Annotated in this window: 14 protein-coding genes, 1 tRNA gene and 1 pseudogene; 6 read left to right on the forward strand and 10 right to left on the reverse strand. The window is 72.5% G+C overall.

From position 1 onward, the window contains the following. Positions 1-18: 18 nt before the first annotated feature. Positions 19-828 (reverse strand): exonuclease/endonuclease/phosphatase family protein, encoded by an 810-nt coding sequence (locus AC529_RS11055; protein ID WP_068756314.1) that lies wholly within the window; start codon positions 826-828, stop codon positions 19-21. Between the two features lie 352 nt (positions 829-1,180). Between AC529_RS11055 and AC529_RS20130 the strand changes: the two genes are divergently transcribed. After that, entirely contained in the window at positions 1,181-1,354 is a 174-nt protein-coding gene (locus tag AC529_RS20130; protein ID WP_157080187.1) for a hypothetical protein, read from the forward strand. 238 nt (positions 1,355-1,592) lie between these two features. On the opposite strand, the gene AC529_RS11060 is transcribed toward AC529_RS20130, so the two are convergent. Then, positions 1,593-1,997, reverse strand: coding sequence for a DUF6069 family protein (locus AC529_RS11060; protein WP_068756315.1), 405 nt, complete (start codon positions 1,995-1,997; stop codon positions 1,593-1,595). A gap of 164 nt (positions 1,998-2,161) precedes the next feature. Here AC529_RS11060 and AC529_RS11065 point away from each other — a divergent pair, with 164 nt between their 5' ends. Both AC529_RS11065 and AC529_RS11070 read left to right on the forward strand, forming a co-directional pair. Further along, positions 2,162-2,593, forward strand: coding sequence for a MarR family winged helix-turn-helix transcriptional regulator (locus AC529_RS11065; RefSeq protein WP_083948136.1), 432 nt, complete (start codon positions 2,162-2,164; stop codon positions 2,591-2,593). A 66-nt stretch (positions 2,594-2,659) separates the two neighbouring features. After that, a complete protein-coding gene (locus AC529_RS11070; RefSeq protein ID WP_068756317.1) occupies positions 2,660-3,073 on the forward strand; it encodes a nitroreductase family deazaflavin-dependent oxidoreductase in 414 nt (137 codons plus the stop codon). 365 nt (positions 3,074-3,438) lie between these two features. Here AC529_RS11070 and AC529_RS11075 read toward each other — a convergent pair. Continuing rightward, a tRNA-Lys gene (locus AC529_RS11075) sits at positions 3,439-3,514 on the reverse strand. Positions 3,515-3,962: 448 nt separating this feature from the next. Here AC529_RS11075 and AC529_RS11080 point away from each other — a divergent pair. Continuing rightward, positions 3,963-4,682 carry an RDD family protein gene (locus AC529_RS11080; protein ID WP_083948137.1) on the forward strand — a complete coding sequence of 240 codons (720 nt, stop codon included), beginning with the start codon at positions 3,963-3,965 and terminating at the stop codon, positions 4,680-4,682. 211 nt (positions 4,683-4,893) lie between these two features. Beyond that, positions 4,894-5,643 (forward strand): annotated as a pseudogene (erm, locus tag AC529_RS11085) (23S ribosomal RNA methyltransferase Erm); the annotation flags it as partial. Between the two features lie 467 nt (positions 5,644-6,110). Here the strand turns inward: erm and AC529_RS11090 are convergent. The 7 genes from AC529_RS11090 to AC529_RS11120 all read right to left on the reverse strand — a co-directional run bounded on the left by AC529_RS11090 (position 6,111) and on the right by AC529_RS11120 (position 14,450). After that, positions 6,111-7,313, reverse strand: a complete 1,203-nt coding sequence (locus AC529_RS11090; RefSeq protein WP_068756321.1) for an MFS transporter — start codon at positions 7,311-7,313, stop codon at positions 6,111-6,113. Positions 7,314-8,397: 1,084 nt separating this feature from the next. Beyond that, entirely contained in the window at positions 8,398-10,002 is a 1,605-nt protein-coding gene (locus tag AC529_RS11095; protein ID WP_198156408.1) for a solute symporter family protein, read from the reverse strand. A 5-nt stretch (positions 10,003-10,007) separates the two neighbouring features. Next, the gene (locus tag AC529_RS11100; protein WP_068756324.1) at positions 10,008-10,358 is read right to left on the reverse strand and encodes a DUF485 domain-containing protein; all 351 of its coding nucleotides are present in this window, start codon (positions 10,356-10,358) and stop codon (positions 10,008-10,010) included. A 264-nt stretch (positions 10,359-10,622) separates the two neighbouring features. Then, entirely contained in the window at positions 10,623-12,281 is a 1,659-nt protein-coding gene (locus AC529_RS11105; RefSeq protein WP_068756892.1) for a sodium/solute symporter, read from the reverse strand. A gap of 29 nt (positions 12,282-12,310) precedes the next feature. Further along, the gene (locus tag AC529_RS11110; RefSeq protein ID WP_068756326.1) at positions 12,311-12,661 is read right to left on the reverse strand and encodes a hypothetical protein; all 351 of its coding nucleotides are present in this window, start codon (positions 12,659-12,661) and stop codon (positions 12,311-12,313) included. After that, the gene (locus AC529_RS11115) at positions 12,661-13,455 is read right to left on the reverse strand and encodes a LytR/AlgR family response regulator transcription factor (protein WP_068756894.1); all 795 of its coding nucleotides are present in this window, start codon (positions 13,453-13,455) and stop codon (positions 12,661-12,663) included. The genes AC529_RS11110 and AC529_RS11115 overlap by 1 nt, the downstream gene beginning before the upstream one ends. Beyond that, on the reverse strand, positions 13,455-14,450 hold the full coding sequence (locus AC529_RS11120; RefSeq protein ID WP_198156409.1) for a sensor histidine kinase: 996 nt from the start codon (positions 14,448-14,450) through the stop codon (positions 13,455-13,457). The genes AC529_RS11115 and AC529_RS11120 overlap by 1 nt, the downstream gene beginning before the upstream one ends. A gap of 313 nt (positions 14,451-14,763) precedes the next feature. Here AC529_RS11120 and acs point away from each other — a divergent pair, with 313 nt between their 5' ends. After that, positions 14,764-16,737, forward strand: coding sequence for an acetate--CoA ligase (gene acs / locus AC529_RS11125; protein WP_068756329.1), 1,974 nt, complete (start codon positions 14,764-14,766; stop codon positions 16,735-16,737). Positions 16,738-16,828: the final 91 nt, after the last annotated feature.

Here is a 16,828-nt window from a genome sequence, read left to right on the forward strand (position 1 = left end):
CTGTGCGGGGAACCGGGGTCAACTGGTGGTCACCACGGTGGCCATTGCGGCGTGGTCGCTGAGCCGCAGGTGCCGGGGAGTGTGGTCGTAGGCGCAGGAGAGGACGCGCTCGGGTGCGGTGGTGAAGGTGTGGTCGAAGCGGTAGCCGTCGCCGGAGCGCCCGTACCAGGAGTGGTCGAGCAGGTCGGGGTGCAGGTGGCGGAAGGCGTCGGTCAGGCCGTGGGCGGCGAAGGCGCGGTAGAAGTCGTACTCCCAGGCCCCGAAGACCCTGTGGTGGGGGCGGTGGCCGGGTTCCACCACGTTGAGGTCCCCGGCGGCCACGGTGATCTCGGCGGCTGTCGCGGCCAGCGCGGGCAGGAGGGCAGTGACGGATTCCTGGACCAGCCGCTTGTCGACGTTGCGCCGCTCGCGCGGGCCGCGTGAGGGCACGTACAGGCCCATGACCGCGAGCCGGACCCCGTCCACAGCGAGCTGCGCGGTCACCGCCCGGTGCGGCAGGTGGGCGAGCCGCAGGTCCGGCAGCGGCGAGAGCTCGCCGACGCGGGAGGCGAGGACGACCCGGTAGTCCCCGCCGCTGTCGGGGACCAGGACGTCGTAGCCGTGCTCGGAGAGCGCCTGGGCCAGGGCGGCGTGCCTGCCGGAGACCTCGCTGGCCACCACGATGTCGGCGCAGTTGTGCGCGGCGAGCCAGTCGGCTTGGGCGCGGGAGCGCTCGGGCGAGGCGTGCTGGGCGTTGAAGGCCACGAGTCCCACCGTGCCGGTGCCGTGCCGCTGTGCGGGAGCAGCCGTGTCCAGCAGGCTCGTCTGGGCCGGGACGACTGCGCTCATGTCGCTTCCCCTCCGGGGTCCGTCAGGAGACACTGTGCCGCCGGAGCCGGGTCCGCGCCGGGCACCGGCCGTGATCCGGCGTACCTGGTCCAGCATCCCGTGCCCCGCTCATCGCCCCGGGCGAAGTGGCCGTGCTGCTTGGACGCGCTGCGCGAGGCCGATCGGACGAGGCCGTACAGGTGCTGCTGGCACGCGACCCCGGCGCCCACGTCGACCTGGTCGACCCGGGCGGGGCGCACGTCTGCTGAGGGAACTGAGCCTGGACGGCCGAGACGGGGCCGCGCAGAGCCTGTCGGCACGTGCTCCCGCCGGCCGCGTCGACCTGGTCGACCCGTTCGGCGTCGGCTGCCTGTTGAGCGATCTGTGCCGGATCGGGCAGGACGAGGAGGCCCGGAGACTGGAGCGTCGGGCTCTGGACGCGGGCGCGCTCCGGGAGCTCTCCGCGGCCCTCAAGCCCTACGGTCGTGAGCCCGACGGCACGCCCGCCAGGGCGTGGACCTGGGAGGAACTGGTCGGAGGAGACTGACGGAATCGCCCCGGACGTTCTGGTGCCGACCCGCCGCCCGTGCCGGGTACCCAGGCCGTCCGAGTGGGGATCGGCCCGCACCCGCGCAGGGCGTCGGTGCGGGTCCGGACCTGTCACGGGGAAGCCGTAGAGTCAGGCGTCCTCGCGGGGCTTCCCACGGGGCCGCTGCCGAGGGCTGACTCTGTCGGCCTGCCGGTCGGCGAGGCCGGACGGAGGCCCTCGCGAGGCCGTCCCGTGGTCAGGCGGTGCGCCTGCCGGGGTGGGAGAGCCAGTACCAGGCACCGCCCACGACCAGGTGCATCAGGCCGAGGCTGGCTGCGGTGAGGAACTGCGGCGCCGCGAGGACAGGGGCGGCGACCGTGACGATCGCGAACGCGAGGCAGAACCAGTGGGCGAAGCGCTGGAACCCGGGTTTCTTCCGGGCGATCGCCGCGACCACGAGCGCTGCCGCGACGAGCGGGACGACAGAGAAGACCACCACGGCGACAGGGCTGACCGGGGAGGGCGCGCTGGCCTCCCAGGTGGCGCCCGCAGCGGACGCGGCGGCGTAGACGACCAGGTCGACGGCGGCCGCCGCAGCGGCGGCGACGGCGATGTTGCGTCCTGTGATGGTCCGCGGATTGGGCTGGGCGGTGGGGGCCATGCGGTCTCTTTTCAGTGTTGAGTCCTGGGGGCCGGGCTCGGGGACGCTCGTGGTGGATGCCGTGTGGGGATCGGGGTGTTTTGCCGGGGCTGTGGCTTTCTCGGAAGGTAAAACACATTTCGTGACTGAGTCAACTATTGACTGGTCCTCGTATATTCGGTCCTGTGACGAGTTCGGAAGAACGCCTGCGGGAAGCACGTGAGCTGGCCGAACTTCTGGTCCGCGTCGCCGAGGAGTCCAAGGCGGTGTTCGCCCGCACGGCCGGGGAGATCGGGCTCCCGGCGCACCTCGCGCGGGCTGTCGCGAGCCTCGACGGCCCCATGCCCATGCGGGAGCTGGCCGACAGGCTGGCGTGCGACCGCTCCAACATCACCGGCATCGCCGACCAGTTGGAGCAGCGAGGACTGGCGGAGCGGACCCCGGGCCGGGACCGCCGGGTCAAACTGCTCCAGCTCACACCCGCCGGGAGGCGGCTGCGCGCCGACATCGCCGACCGCGTCTCCAACAGCGCGCTGGTCCTGCAGCGGCTCGACGACGCCCAGCGCGCCCAGCTCCGTCCCCTCCTCCAAGCGCTCCTCGGCGAGCAGCGGACCTGACCGCGAACGCTGCGCGCCGAGACCGGACAAAGCCGCCTGAGCAGCAGAGAAAGGAGGACAGGAACCATGAACGACTTCAACCGGAAGATCATCGAGGAGTTCCGCGCCAACGGGGGCACCGTCACCTCGGCGCCCTTCGGGCGCACCCTCGTCCTCGTGCACCACCGGGGAGCCAAGAGCGGAATCGAACGGGTCAACCCCCTCGTCCACGTCCGCCAGGACCCCGACACCTGGCTGGTCGCCGCCTCCAAGGGCGGCGCCCCCGACAACCCGGCCTGGTACCACAACCTCCTCGCCCACCCGGAGACCACGATCGAGACCCCCGACGACGGCGTCGTCGACGTGCGGGTCGAGGAGCTCACCGGGGAGGAGCGCGACGCCGCCTGGGAGCGGTTCAAGGCCGAGCGTCCCGGCTTCCGCGAGTACGAGAAGAAGACCGCCCGGACGATCCCGGTCCTCGCGCTGCGCCGTCGGACCTGACCCGGCCGCGCCGGTGGGCGGACGCGGCTGTCCGCTGCCCGAGCAGTCCTCGGGCAGCGGGAGCTGCCGCGGTGAGGGCCGCCCTACACCGACCTTGCTGGACTACGGGGGCACCTCGTCACGGTCCGGGCCAAGCAGATTGCCTCAGCTAGCAAACGGGGAACCGCACGACCGGCGGTCATCAACCGTGACGGTCTGGTCACCCCGAACGTCGAGGACTGAAAGGTACCGTCCGCGCACGGCCGGTGGAGCACCTGTCCAGGGGCCTGGCCTGCGCGGATGCGGGGAGTGCGGCCCCAGGAGCCGACACACGACGAAACCCCAGGCCGGAGAGCCGACGAAACCGGCTCTGACCTGGGGCTGTGTGGTGGGCCACCAGGGGATCGAACCCTGAACCCGCGGATTAAAAGTCCGCTGCTCTGCCAGTTGAGCTAATGGCCCGCGCGATACACCGCTCAGGGTGCCATACACGCCCCTTAAGCGTAACGGGTTTTTGGGCAGAGTGCGGCATCCGGGGGCGTAAGACCGGGGTTGTGCCGTCCATCGGAGGAGGTCGGGGCGCGGGCGCTGCCCCGGGGGGAGCGCATGGCCGGATGAGGACGGCGGCGTTGGAGGCCGCACGCCCCGGGCGTTACTGTGGGGAGCGGTCTGACTCCAGCGACGGTGTCCGCGGAGGCGGAGGGGGACCCCGGAGCGACCGAGCCCCGCGCGGGCGGGACGGCTGCGCTGGTGGCGCTCCCGGCCGCGGCCCGGACCGCTCCGGCGGTGGAGCGCCCCCGAGCACGCTTCCCGGTCGGGACGGCCGCACCCCCGTGCCGGGCCTCGGCTCCCCCGCGCCGCGCGGACGGCGGACCGTCGCACCGTCCCGAGCAAGCAGGGAAGAACCTCCATGCACCCCCAACAGCCTCCACCGCCCCAGCCGCCCCAGGACGGCGGTGCGCCGCAGACAGGCCCGCAGCCCCCGCACTTCGCTCCTGCGCCGTCGGCCCCCTACCCGCAGGCGGTGGCGCCGCCGGTTCCTCCCGACCGGCTCTACCAGGTGCCGGCTCCCCTGCCGGGCAGCCCGCCGGTGCTGCCGCTGGCCGACCCGCTGGTGCGGCTGGGCGCCCGCATCATCGACGGCCTGGTCACGACGGTCTGCTGGTTCGCGGCCGGGCTGGCCGTCACCGCGGTCCTGCTGCTCAACGGCGGCGACCTCGAGAACGCGCCCGTCTGGCAGGCGGTCTTCCTGCCCGGGGCGCTGGTCAGCGTGGGCTTCCTCTACGAGTGGCTGCTGCTCCGCTCCAACGGCCAGAGCATCGGCAAGCGGGTGGTCGGCCTGCGCGTCGTCAACGCCGTCGACGGCGGCCGCCCTTCCTCCGGGCGGGCCGCGCTGCGGGCGCTGTGCTACTCCCCGAGCTTCTACCACCTGGTCAACTGGATTCCCCTGCTCGGGCAGCTCAACGTGCTGTGGCTGCTGTGGGACCGGCCGAAGCGGCAGTGCCTGCACGACAAGCTCGCCGGGACCGTGGTCGTCGACGAGAAGCGGCTGCGGGACCTCTACCCGCCGCAGCCCGCGGCCTTCCCCGCGCCCGGTGCCCCCTCCCCGGTGCCGCCGCAGGCGGGGTGACCGTGCCGCCCGGGGCGGCGGAAAAGGAGGTGCCGCCGTCCCGGAGTCCTGTTACGATGCACCGCATGGGTGCATTCGCAGCGTTCTTCATCCGGCTCCGCCGCGCCTAGCGGCGGGCCGACCATCGCCTCTCGGCTTCGCCGCATCCGGGTCCCACGCCGGTGCGGCGCCTCACGCTGCCCGGCTCCACCTGCCACGCGGAGCCACACCCATGTCCTCTCCTTCCCGTCACGGCGGACGCCACGAACTCGGTCAGAACTTCCTCACCGACCGGGCGGTCATCGCCGACATCCAACGCCTCGTCGCCGCGACCCGCGGGCCGATCGTCGAGCTCGCCGCGGGCGACGGCGCCCTCACCGTCCCCCTGGGCCGGCTGGGCCGCCCCGTCACGGCCGTCGAACTCGACCCCCGGCGCGCCCGGCGGCTGCGGCGGCGCGTCACCGGGAACGTCACCGTCGTCAACGACGACCTGCTGCGGTTCCGGCTGCCGAACGTCCCGCACGTCGTCGTCGGCAACCTCCCGTTCCACCTCACCACGGCCGCGCTGCGGCGCCTGCTCGCGGCGCGGCACTGGCACACCGCGGTCCTGGTGGTGCAGTGGGAGGTGGCGCGCCGTCGGGCCGGGGTCGGCGGGGCGTCGCTGCTGACCGCCTCGTGGTGGCCCTGGTACGAGTTCGCCGTGCACGCGCGGGTTCCGGCCCGCGCGTTCCGGCCGGTCCCGTCGGTCGACGGCGGGCTGCTGACGGCCGTGCGCAGGCCCGAGCCCCTGGTGGCCGACCTGGGGGGATACCAGCGGTTCGTGTCCCGGGTGTTCACCGGGCCGGGCCGCGGGCTCGGGGAGGTGCTCGTCCGGACCGGGCAGGTGCCCCGTTCCGTGCTGCGCGACTGGTTGCGCGCCCACCGGTTGTCCCCGCAGGTGCTGCCCAGGGATCTCACCGCACGGCAGTGGGCCGATCTGTGGGCGCGGGTGCGGCCCGGGGAGGCTGCGGCGGGGCCGCGGGGCGGGGGTGCGACGCCTGCTCGGCGGCGGGGCCGCGGCAGGGGGAGCGGTTCGTCGCCGCCGGGGGCGGTCGGCGGTGGGGGCCGCTCGCGGGGGTGAGCTGTGGGCGGTCCGTCCTGCGCGACCACGGGGTCGGGGCCTCGTGGTCGCGCGGTTCTGCTCGTCCCGGGGCGATGCTCTGCCCCGGGGCCGGCCGCGTTGCGAGTCGGCGGCGAATGCGGGTGCTCGCCGCTGCGGTGGGCGGCTTCGGGCGGGCCGTCGCCGTGGCGGCCGGTCGGGCGCCGTCTCCGGGCGGGGCGGGCCGGAAGGGTCGGCGAGCCCGTCGGGGGTTGTGCGGGGGAGCGTGTGGGGGCGGGTTGCTGGGTTGCGGGAAGGGGGTGACCGCCGCGCCGCGGGCTCCCCGGTGGAGCGGCGCCTCGGGTCGGTTGTCAGGTGCGGGAGGGAAGCGAGCCCGCCGCCAGGAGGGCGCCGGTCGCCGTGACCGCTGCGAGCAGGGTGAAGAGCAGCGGGTAGCTGCCGAGGAGTCCGGCCAGGAGGGTGCCTGCTCCGGGGCCCAGGGCGATGGCGACGGTCGCCGGGGCCTGGAGGATGCCGCTGAGGGTTCCGTAGTGGGCGGTGCCCCACCGGTCGCTGACGGCGGTGGCCTGGAGCAGGATGAACAGTCCGCGGCCGCCTCCCGCCAGCGCGGAGATGAGGAACAGTGCCGTGACCGGTCCGGGGACCACCGCGAACAGCAGGATGGTGGCCGCGCCGACGCCGAGGACGGTGACCGAGCAGGTGCGGGTGCTGGCGCGCCGGTGCAGCGGGCTGTAGGCGAGGCGGCCGAGGAGCTGGCCGACCCCGCCGATGCCCAGTACCCACGCCGCCACGCCGGTGCCCAGGTCGCGTTCGGCGAGGAGCGGCACCAGGTTCATGGGGACCGCGTAGATGCCGAACGCGCTCAGGGTGAGGGCCGCGGAGAGCAGGACGAACGCCCTGCTGCGCAGGACGGAGCGGATGGCGACGGGGCGGAACACGGCGGTCCGTTCCGGCCGCTCCGGGGACGGGAACCAGGGCAGCCGCAGCGCGAAGGCGTGCAGCGGCACGGCGGTGACCAGCAGGGCGGCGGCCATCACCAGGTAGGTCTCCCGCCAGCCCAGCCAGTGGTCGAGGGCGGCGGCCAGGGGGGCGAAGACCGTGCTGGCGAGTCCGGCGACCAGGGTCAGGGTGGTCAGTGCCCGCATCCGGTTGGGTCCGTGCCAGCGGGTGAGCGCGGCGAACGCGGGGGAGTAGGACAGGGCGGCCATCGTGGAGCCGGCCACGAGCCATCCCGCGGCGAAGCACCACAGGTTGGGCGCGAAGGCGACGGCGACCAGGGCGGGCACGGCGACGGCGGCCCCGAGGGTCATCACCGCGCGCGGTCCCTTCCGGTCCATCCACCGGCCGACCGGGATGCCAGCCAGGGCCGCGAGGATCTGGGAGACGGAGAACACGATCATGGTCGCCGCGAGCGGCCAGCCGGTGTCTGCGCTGATGGGCAGGGCCAGCACCGGAAAGGCGTAGTAGAGCGCGCCGCGGCTGAGGGTGACGGTGACGCACAGGACCACCAGGGGGGTGGTGGTCTTATGGGCGGTCCTGTGAACTGGACTCATTACATGGAAGTAATCATCCGATTTCATAGAGTAAGTGGACCACGAGTTGGTCTGTCGTATTGGTGGTTCGCAGAATTTCGTTTCCGCAGAAACCGCCTGATGGCCTGTGGGAAAAGCGGGTTCGAGGGCTGAATCCCCGTTTCCGCAACGGTTTGTGGCTTCTCGCGAGGGAACGGGCGCCTCGATTATTCGGCGGGTGTGCGCGGCGCGTGCCGGTGCCGCCGGGGGGCGGCCCTGTGGGGAGGCCGCTGTCGCGGGCGTCCCGTGCGCGGGGGACGCCGGTGGTGCGCCGGGGCGTCCGGCGGGCCTTTGACGGGGGCGGTCGGTGCCGGGGCCGACGCCGGGCCGTGGGCGGGGGACGCGGGCTCAGTCCGGGGCGGCCGACCCTCTCACCTGCGCGAAGCCTCGGGCGCCGGTGGTGCCGGGGTGCGGCGGGCAGGGGCGCGGGGCGGCGTTCCGGTCTTCGGGAGGCCTGTCCGGGCTGCTGGTGCCGCGGCCGTGCCCGGCTGTCGCCGGGGAGCGGCTCCTCGTCGCCGAGTGGAGTGCGGATCGCCGGGCGGCGGGCCGTCGACCGGGAGACCACGGTGCTTTCCGCGGCGTCGAAATCTCTGCTTGTCGTCGTGTCCATGGCCGACAGCGTTGTTTCCGGCGGTCGCAACACGTTCGAACTTCGGTGACGCCGTGGTGGAGTTGGACGGAAAGAGGCGGTCCGCGCGGCCGGGGATTCTTTGCCGGAGCATATTTCGGGCGGTCGGCCGCACGGCCTGGCCGCCGCGAATCGGCCCGGCGGGTGGCGGATCCCGTTCCCGGAATCGGGCAGGGAGCCGTTCCCTCGAGGGAGGCGGGAAATCTTTTCGCTGCCGCGGCGCCTCACGGGGGAGGGGCCGCGGCAGCGGGCGGGCCGTCACGCGAAACGCCGTCGGGGGCCGGGCCGTGACGGCCCCCGACGGCGTCCTGGGACGGGGACACTCCCGGCACCGAGGGATTGGGGACGTAGGACGAGCGTCTCGGCGCCGGGAGCGTCGCAGGGGGAGACCGCCCCGGAGGGGAGGAAGCACCGGGGCGGTCTCGGGGTGTGGCTGGGTCAGTGGGAGATGGCCTTCTCCGCCCCGGCTCCGGTGAGGGAGCGGACCTCCATCTCGGCGTGCTTCTTGGCGTCGTGCTCCTTGGAGAGCACGGTGCCGAGCCAGCCGAGGAAGAAGGACACCGGGATGGAGATCAGGCCCGGGTTGGACAGCGGGAAGAAGGCGAAGTCGAGGTTGGGGAACATCGCCTTCTCCGAGCCGGACACCGCCGGGGAGAACACGATCAGCGTGATCGTGACGATCAGGCCGCCGTAGATGCTCCACAGCGCGCCCTGGGTGTTGAACCGCTTCCAGAACAGCGTGTAGAGGATGGTCGGCAGGTTGGCCGAGGCCGCCACCGCGAAGGCCAGCGCCACCAGGAAGGCCACGTTCTGCTGCTTGGCGGCGATACCGCCGAGGATCGCCACCGCGCCGATCACCAGGGAGGTGATGCGGGCCACCCGCACCTCGCTGCCGGGCACGGTGTTGCCCTTCTTGATGACGTTGGAGTAGATGTCGTGCGCGAAGGACGCCGACGCGGTGATGGTCAGGCCCGCGACCACCGCGAGGATGGTGGCGAAGGCCACCGCGGCGATGAAGCCGAGCAGCACCGGTCCGCCCAGGGCCAGGGCCAGCAGCGGGGCCGCCGAGTTGACGCCGCCGGGGGCCGCCGTGATCTCCTCGGCGCCCACCAGCGCGCCCGCGCCGTAGCCGAGCACCAGGGTGAGCAGGTAGAACAGGCCGATCAGGCCGATCGCCCAGACCACCGAGCGGCGCGCCTCCTTGGCGGTGGGCACCGTGTAGAAGCGCATCAGCACGTGCGGCAGGCCGGCGGTGCCGAGCACCAGCGCCAGGCCCAGCGACAGGAAGTCGAGCTTGGTGAGCGCGTTGATGCCGTACTGGGCGCCCGGGGCCAGCAGCGCCTCGCCCTTGCCGCCCTCCATGGCCACCGCGTCGGCGAGCACGGAGGAGAAGTTGAACCCGTACATGCCCAGCACCCACAGGGTCATCCCGGTGGCGCCGGCGATGAGCAGCGCCGCCTTGATGATCTGCACCCAGGTGGTGCCGCGCATGCCGCCGATGAGCACGTAGAGGATCATCACGACGCCGACGGTGGCGATGATCGCGTTCTGCGCGGCCTCGCCCTCGATGCCCAGCAGCAGGTTGACCAGTGCGCCCGCACCGGCCATCTGGGCCAGCAGGTAGAAGAAGGAGACCGCGAGGGTGGACAGGGCCGCCGCGGCGCGGATGGGCCGCTGCCGCATGCGGAAGGCGAGCACGTCGCCCATGGTGAACTTGGCGGTGTTGCGCATCAGCTCGGCGACGAGCAGCAGCGCCACCAGCCAGGCCACCAGGAAGCCGATCGAGTAGAGGAAGCCGTCGTAGCCGTTGACGGCGATGGCGCCGCAGATGCCGAGGAAGGACGCGGCGGAGAGGTAGTCGCCCGCGATCGCCAGGCCGTTCTGGGCGCCGCTGAAGGACCGGCCGGCCGCGTAGTAGTCCGCGGCGGTCTTGGTGTTGCGGCTCGCCCGGAACACGATGACCAGGGTGATCAGGACGAACGCGGCGAAGACGCTGAAGTTGAGGACCGGGTTGACCGAGTCCAGGACCTGGGCGAAGTGCATGTCGGTCACTTGTCCTCACCTTCGATCTCGTGGCGGATCTTGTCCGCGATGGGGTCGAGGCGGTTGCCGGCGTAGCGCACGTACAGGCCGGTGATGACGAAGGTCGAGACGAACTGGAGCAGACCGAAGACGATGCCGACGTTGATGTTGCCGACGAGTTTGATCGCCATGAAGTCGGACAGGTAGGCGGCGACCAGGACGTAGAGCAAATACCAGACCAGGAAGAACGCGGTCATGGGAAACACGAAGACGCGCAGTCTGCGGCGCAGCTCCGTGAACTCCGGGCCCGCCTGGACCGCCTCCCAGTTGGGTTCGGGCCCCTGGCGGACGGACTTGCCGTAGTCGGTATGGGTCACGGGTGGACCTCCCCAGCCTTGAGAGTGTGCGGGAGAACACTGTGGCTTGCGCCACAGTAGGTGGGGTGGGGTAGGGCCGATAAGACCCGGCGGCTCGAACGACGAGTTGTGCGACGAGACGTACGACCAGCGGTCGACGAACGGCATATGAACGTGTCGAGGCGGTCCGGAGCAGTAGAACTACGCTCAGGTAGGGCTGGAGGGGTGGCGGAAGCGGGGCCGAAGGTCCGCCCGCGCGTCCCCCGGAGGACCGGAGCCTACCGCCTACCGGTTGGGCGGGCTGGTGCGGGGCGGCTCGTCCAGGTGCAGGCGCAGCATCGCGGTCCGCGACCACGGCGGGGCCTGGCCGCGCAGCGAGACCACCACCATCGTGGTGAACGCCAGCGGCACCGTCCACGGCGCGGGCTGGGCGACGAGGATCGCCTGCCAGCCCTCCAGCGGCGGGCCGAACAGCGCCATCGCGATCGCGCCGAGGGTGCCCGCCAGCCCGACCAGCACCCCGCTGACCGCCCCCGTCCGGGTCAGCCGCGGCCACCAGATGCCCAGCACCAGCAGCGGGCAGAACGTCGACGCCGCCACCGTGAACCCCCAGGTCACCAGCATTCCCGCGGCCAGCGGTGCGGACGGCAGCGCCAGCAGCACCAGCACGCCCGCCGCCGCCAGCACCGTGATCCGCAGCCGGCGCAGCCCGCCGGGCAGCAGGTCGTGGGAGATCGCCCCGGAGATCACCAGCAGCAGCCCCACCGAGGTCGCCAGGAACGCCGCGAACGCGCCCACCACCAGCAGTGTCGTCATCAGCGCGCCCACCCAGCCGGGCGACACCTGGGACGGCAGCGCCACCACCACGGTGTCGGTGACGCCCGACAGGTACAGGCCCGGCACCAGCACCCGGCCCAGCACCCCGTAGACCCCGGGGAACAGGTAGAAGACCCCCAGCAGCGCCACCGTGAACGCGGCGGTGCGCCGGGCCGAGCGCCCGTCGGGGCTGGTGTGGAACCGCATCAGGACGTGCGGCAGCCCCATCGTGCCCAGCGCGGTGGCGGTCAGCATCGCCAGTGTCGCCAGCAGCGGATGCCCGTAGTCGCTCAGGTTGAGCAGCGGGCGGTGCCACTGCTCGCCGCCCGGGGTGCCGCCGCCGTTCACCTCGGGCACGGGCGCGCCCTCGGGGAACACCAGGGTCTGCCCTGCCTCCACGGTCACCTCGCCCGGGCCGATCACCACCTCGCCGCCGTCGGGGGTGGCGGCCGTCACCGCCTCCGACGTCTCCAGGGTGACGTCCACCCGGAACTCCACGGTGGTGTCCTCGGTGAAGTGGGTGAACTCCACCGGGTGCACGGCCGTGTGCCGCTCCTCGGGCGTCACCGCCGCGACCAGCCACACCGCAGGGACGATGAACAGCAGCAGCTTCACCAGGAACTGGAACGCCTGCACGTAGGTGGCGGCGCGCATCCCGCCCAGCGCCAGCGTCGCGCTCACCACCACGCCCGCGATGACCACCCCCACCCAGTAGGGCAGGCTGCTGACCATGCTGAGCACCAGCCCGGCGGTGCGCAGTTGCGGCACCAGGTAGAGCGCGCCGATGACCAGCACCACCGCCGCGCTGAGGCGGCGCAGTCCGGGCGAGGCCAGCCGCGCCTCGGCGAAGTCCGGCACGGTCAGCGCCCCCGAGCGGCGCATCGGCGCGGCCACCAGGATGAGCATCGCGATGTAGCCCGCGGTGAACCCCACCGGGTACCACAGGGCGCCGATGCCGTCGCGCACCACCAGGCCCGCCACGCCCAGGAACGACGCCGCGGACAGGTACTCCCCCGACACCGCGGCCGAGTTGAGCAGCGGCGAGACCCGCCGCGAGGCCACCAGGAAATCCGAGGTGGTGCGCATGGCCGCCACCCCGTGCAACCCGATCAGCAGGGTCACCACCATGACGGCGGCGACCGCGAGCAACGTCACCGTCAACGCCGTTCGATCCGTTCGGCCCGGTACAACTGCCAGAAGGCCAGCGCGGCCATGGTCGGGTAGGGCAGCACCGCCAGCATCAGCCACGACAGCGGAATGCTCCACACCCGGACCTCGTCGAGGACCGGCCAGGCCGCGAACACCAGCGGCAGCCCCACCAGCGCCGCCGCGCCCGCCACCAGCGCCAGCAGGCCCTGCCGGCGCTGGAGCCGGTAGAGCCGCTCCGCGCGCTCGGCGTCCTCGGGGTCCAGCCGCGGCACCCGCCACCGGCCGCGCGCCCTGCCCCGCAGGTGCGCCAGCCGGGTCTGCGGGCTCGTCACCGCCACCCGCTTGGGACGCTGCGGCATCACACCCCCCGGTCGGAGCCGTCGAACATGCCGGTGCGGGCCGCGTGCAGCAACTGTTCGCGCAGCTCGCGCGCGTGGCGGCGGCTCACCGGGACATCGCCCAGGTCGGTGTGGGCCAGCAGGCCGCCCGCCGAGTCGCTGCGCAGCTCCCGGATCGCGCCCAGCGCCACCAGGTAGCCGCGGTGGACCCGCAGGAAGCCGGAGTCCGACCAGTACTCCTCCAGCCGGGAGATCGGCATCCGCACCAGGTGCACCCCGTCAGGCGTGTGCAGCCGCACGTAGTCGCCGTTGGCCTCGACGAACCGCACGTCGCTGCGGCGCACGTAGCGGGTGCGCCCCGCCGTCTCCACCGGCAGCACCGCCATCGCGTCCGGCCGCCGCACAGCACCCTGCGCCGCCGGGGAGCCGCTGGCCGACGCCATGCGCACCACCTTGGTCAGCGCCGTGGCCAGCCGCTCGGCCCGCACCGGTTTGAGCAGGTAGTCGACCGCGCCGATGCCGTAGGCGGTGACCGCGTGCTCCTCGTGGGCGGTCACGAACACGATCACCGGGGGGTCGCTCAGCTTGGCCAGCAGCGAGGCGAGCTCCACCCCGTCCAGGCCGGGCATCGAGATGTCCAGGAACACGGCGTCGAACCGGTCGCCCTGGATGCTCCGGAGCGCGCTGATCGGGTCGTCGGCGGCGACCACCTCGCCGACCTCCGGCGCCGCGCGCAGCAGGCGGCACAGTTCGGTCAGCGCCAAGGGAACGTCGTCGACGGCGAGTACGCGCAGGCCGCTGGGGGAGGGCAGCATCACGGCATCACTCCTGGCTGGAATCTGGGGACGCGCACGATCACCCGGGTGCCCGCGCCCACCGCGGTCTCCACGACAAGTCCGTACCAGGGACCGTAGACGTGGCGCAGACGGCGGTCCACGTTCGCCAAGCCGACGCTGTCGGAGCCGCCCCGACCTGCCAGGATGTCCCGGGCGTGCTCGGGGTCCATACCCACACCGTCGTCCTCCACACTGATCACGCAGTCGTTGCCCTGCGCCTCCCCGGTGACCTGGATCAGCCCGGTCCCGGCCCGGGGCTCGATGCCGTGCCGCACGGCGTTCTCCACCAGCGGTTGCAGGACCAGGTAGGGCACGGCCACCCCGAGCACCTCGGGGGCGACCCGGACCTGCACCCGCAGGCGGTCGCCCAGGACCGCCCGTTGCAGGGCCAGGTAGGTCTCGATCGCGTGGAACTCGTCGGACAGCGTCGTGTAGTCGCCGCGCTGGGCGAGGCTGTAGCGGGTGTAGTCGGCGAAGTCGAGCATCAGCTCGCTTGCCTGGTCGGGGTCCGAGCGCATCAGCGAGGAGATCACGGTCAGCGCGTTGTACACGAAGTGCGGGGAGATCTCGGCGCGCAGCGCGCGCAGCTCCGCCTGCTCGGCCCGGTCGGCCGAGGCTTCCAGACGGCCGCGCTCCACGGCGTCGGCGACCCATGAGGCGGCCTCGCGCACCGCGGAGCGGCGGACCTGGCCCACGACCACCAGGGCTCCGGCGATCCCGTCGCCCGCGTAGACGGGTGCGGCCATCAGGGGCGGCCGGTCCTTGGCGGTCTCGCCGCGCAGCACCTGGTCGACCAGTGCGGAGACGGCCTCGGAGTCGGCCGCGCGGCCCGACCACACCAGGGAACCGGACAGATCGGCCAGTCCCAGGCCGGGGGCGTTGAGCAGCCGCCGCAGCCGTCGTGCGGCCCGGCGGGCGCCCGGTCCCGACAGTCCGTCACGGAGGTCGTCCACGACGGCGCGTGCGCAGCGCAGCACCCCGATGGGATCGTGGCGCGGTCGAGTCCGCCACGGCACGGACGGCTCGTGACGGGACGGTGGACCGGCCGACGGTTCGTGGTGCGGCCTCAGCATCGGCGCGACTGATCGACTCCCGTGAGACGGATACGTGAACGTAAATAGTAATTTGTGATCGGCCGCACGAGGAGCCCTCGCCGACCGTTCGTCCCGCCTGGAGTGCTTTCCGTCGCAGCAGGGACGCACTTCGCCGCACTGCCTGTTTCCTATGACGCACATCACGTCCTACGGTTGGGGGCAGTAGCGGGCATCACACCGGTCAGGAGTTGACATGGGCGACGAAGTACTCGCGAACCTGATGCAGCAGAGCCAGGTCTTCCCTCCCGACGAGGCGTTCGCGGCGCAGGCCAACGCCACCGCGGACCTCTACGCCGAGGCGGAAGCCGACCGGGAGGCCTTCTGGGAGAAACAGGCCGAGCGCCTGCACTGGGAGACCCGGTGGGAGCAGGTCCTGGACTGGTCCAACGCACCGTTCGCCAAGTGGTTCGTGGGCGGACGGCTCAACGTCGCCTACAACTGCGTGGACCGGCACGTCGCGGACGGCCACGGCGACCAGGTCGCCATCCACTGGGTGGGGGAGCCCGGCGACACCCGCGACATCACCTACGCCCAGCTGAAGGACGAGGTCTGCAAGGCCGCCAACGCGCTGTCCTCCCTGGGGCTGCGGGCGGGCGACCGGGTGGCCATCCAGCTGCCGATGATCCCCGAGGCGATCGTGTCCATGCTCGCCTGCGCCCGGCTGGGCCTGGTGCACAGCGTGGTCTTCGGCGGCTTCTCCCCGGCCGCGCTGCGCTCCCGGGTCGAGGACGCCGACGCCAAGGTCGTCATCACCGCCGACGGCCAGTACCGGCGCGGCAAGGCCATCCCGATGAAGGCGAACGTCGACGAGGGGCTGAAGGGCATCGACACGGTCCGCAACGTCATCGTGGTCCGGCGGACCGGCATCGACGCGCCGTGGACCGAGGGCCGCGACCTGTGGTGGCACGACCTGGTGGACTCCCAGTCCACCGAGCACACCCCCGAGGCCTTCGACTCCGAGCACCCCCTGTTCGTCCTCTACACCTCGGGCACCACCGGAAAGCCCAAGGGCATCCTGCACACCTCCGGCGGCTACCTCACCCAGGCCGCCTACACCCACCACGTGGTGTTCGACCACAAGCCGGGCAAGGACGTCTACTGGTGCACCGCCGACATCGGCTGGGTCACCGGGCACAGCTACATCGTCTACGGCCCGCTGGCCAACCGCGCCACCCAGGTCGTCTACGAGGGCACCCCCAACACCCCGCACGAGGGCCGCCACTGGGAGATCGTCCAGCAGTACAAGGTGACGATCTACTACACCGCCCCCACCCTCATCCGCACCTTCATGAAGTGGGGCGAGCAGATCCCCGCGGGCTACGACCTGTCCTCGCTGCGCCTGCTGGGCAGCGTCGGCGAGCCGATCAACCCCGAGGCGTGGCTGTGGTACCGCAAGCACATCGGCAACGGCTCGCTGCCGATCGTCGACACCTGGTGGCAGACCGAGACCGGCGCGATCATGATCTGCCCGCTGCCCGGCGCCAGCGCGCTCAAGCCGGGCTCCGCACTGCGTCCGCTGCCGGGCATCAGCGCCAAGGTCGTCAACGAGAAGGGCGAGGAGGTCCCGCACGGCTCCGGCGGCTACCTGGTGCTGGACCAGCCGTGGCCGTCGATGCTGCGCGGCATCTGGGGCGACGAGGAGCGCTACCGCGACACCTACTGGGCGCGCTTCGCCGACCTGGGCTTCTACTTCGCCGGCGACGGCGCCAAGTACGACGACGACGGCGACATCTGGCTGCTGGGCCGGGTCGACGACGTGATGAACGTCTCCGGCCACCGCATCTCCACCACCGAGGTGGAGTCGGCACTGGTGTCGCACCCCACGGTGGCGGAGGCCGCCGTGGTGGGCGCCTCCGACCCGACCACCGGTCAGGCCATCGTGGCGTTCGTGATCCCGCGCGGCGGCGTCGCCCAGGACGAGGCCAGCGGCGAGGAGGCGATCAAGGCGCTGCGCGACCACGTGGCCAAGGAGATCGGCCCCATCGCCAAGCCGCGCCAGATCATGGTGGTGCCGGAGCTGCCCAAGACCCGGTCCGGCAAGATCATGCGCCGCCTGCTGCGCGACGTGGCCGAGAACCGCGAGATCGGCGACGTCACCACGCTGGCCGACTCCTCGGTGATGGACCTCATCGCCAAGGGCCTCAAGAGCGGCTCGTCCGAGGACTGAGCCGAGGCCTGTCACAGTCTGGCGGGGCGCACCGGGGCAGGGGCCGGGGCGCCCCGTCGCCGTGGGGCCGGAGACCCCGGACCCACGGCGC

The organism is Thermobifida cellulosilytica TB100 (genome assembly GCF_001517975.1).
GTDB classification, from domain to species: Bacteria; Actinomycetota; Actinomycetes; order Streptosporangiales; family Streptosporangiaceae; genus Thermobifida; species Thermobifida cellulosilytica.

Coding starts and splice junctions, on each gene's coding strand:
- AC529_RS11055 (WP_068756314.1), bottom strand. CDS start 828: ATGAGCGCAGTCGTCCCGGCCCAGACGAGCCTGCTGGACACGGCTGCT.
- AC529_RS11060 (WP_068756315.1), bottom strand. CDS start 1,997: ATGGCCCCCACCGCCCAGCCCAATCCGCGGACCATCACAGGACGCAAC.
- AC529_RS11070 (WP_068756317.1), top strand. CDS start 2,660: ATGAACGACTTCAACCGGAAGATCATCGAGGAGTTCCGCGCCAACGGG.
- AC529_RS11080 (WP_083948137.1), top strand. CDS start 3,963: ATGCACCCCCAACAGCCTCCACCGCCCCAGCCGCCCCAGGACGGCGGT.
- AC529_RS11090 (WP_068756321.1), bottom strand. CDS start 7,313: ATGAGTCCAGTTCACAGGACCGCCCATAAGACCACCACCCCCCTGGTG.
- AC529_RS11095 (WP_198156408.1), bottom strand. CDS start 10,002: ATGCACTTCGCCCAGGTCCTGGACTCGGTCAACCCGGTCCTCAACTTC.
- AC529_RS11105 (WP_068756892.1), bottom strand. CDS start 12,281: ATGGTGGTGACCCTGCTGATCGGGTTGCACGGGGTGGCGGCCATGCGC.
- AC529_RS11110 (WP_068756326.1), bottom strand. CDS start 12,661: ATGCCGCAGCGTCCCAAGCGGGTGGCGGTGACGAGCCCGCAGACCCGG.
- AC529_RS11115 (WP_068756894.1), bottom strand. CDS start 13,455: ATGCTGCCCTCCCCCAGCGGCCTGCGCGTACTCGCCGTCGACGACGTT.
- acs (WP_068756329.1), top strand. CDS start 14,764: ATGGGCGACGAAGTACTCGCGAACCTGATGCAGCAGAGCCAGGTCTTC.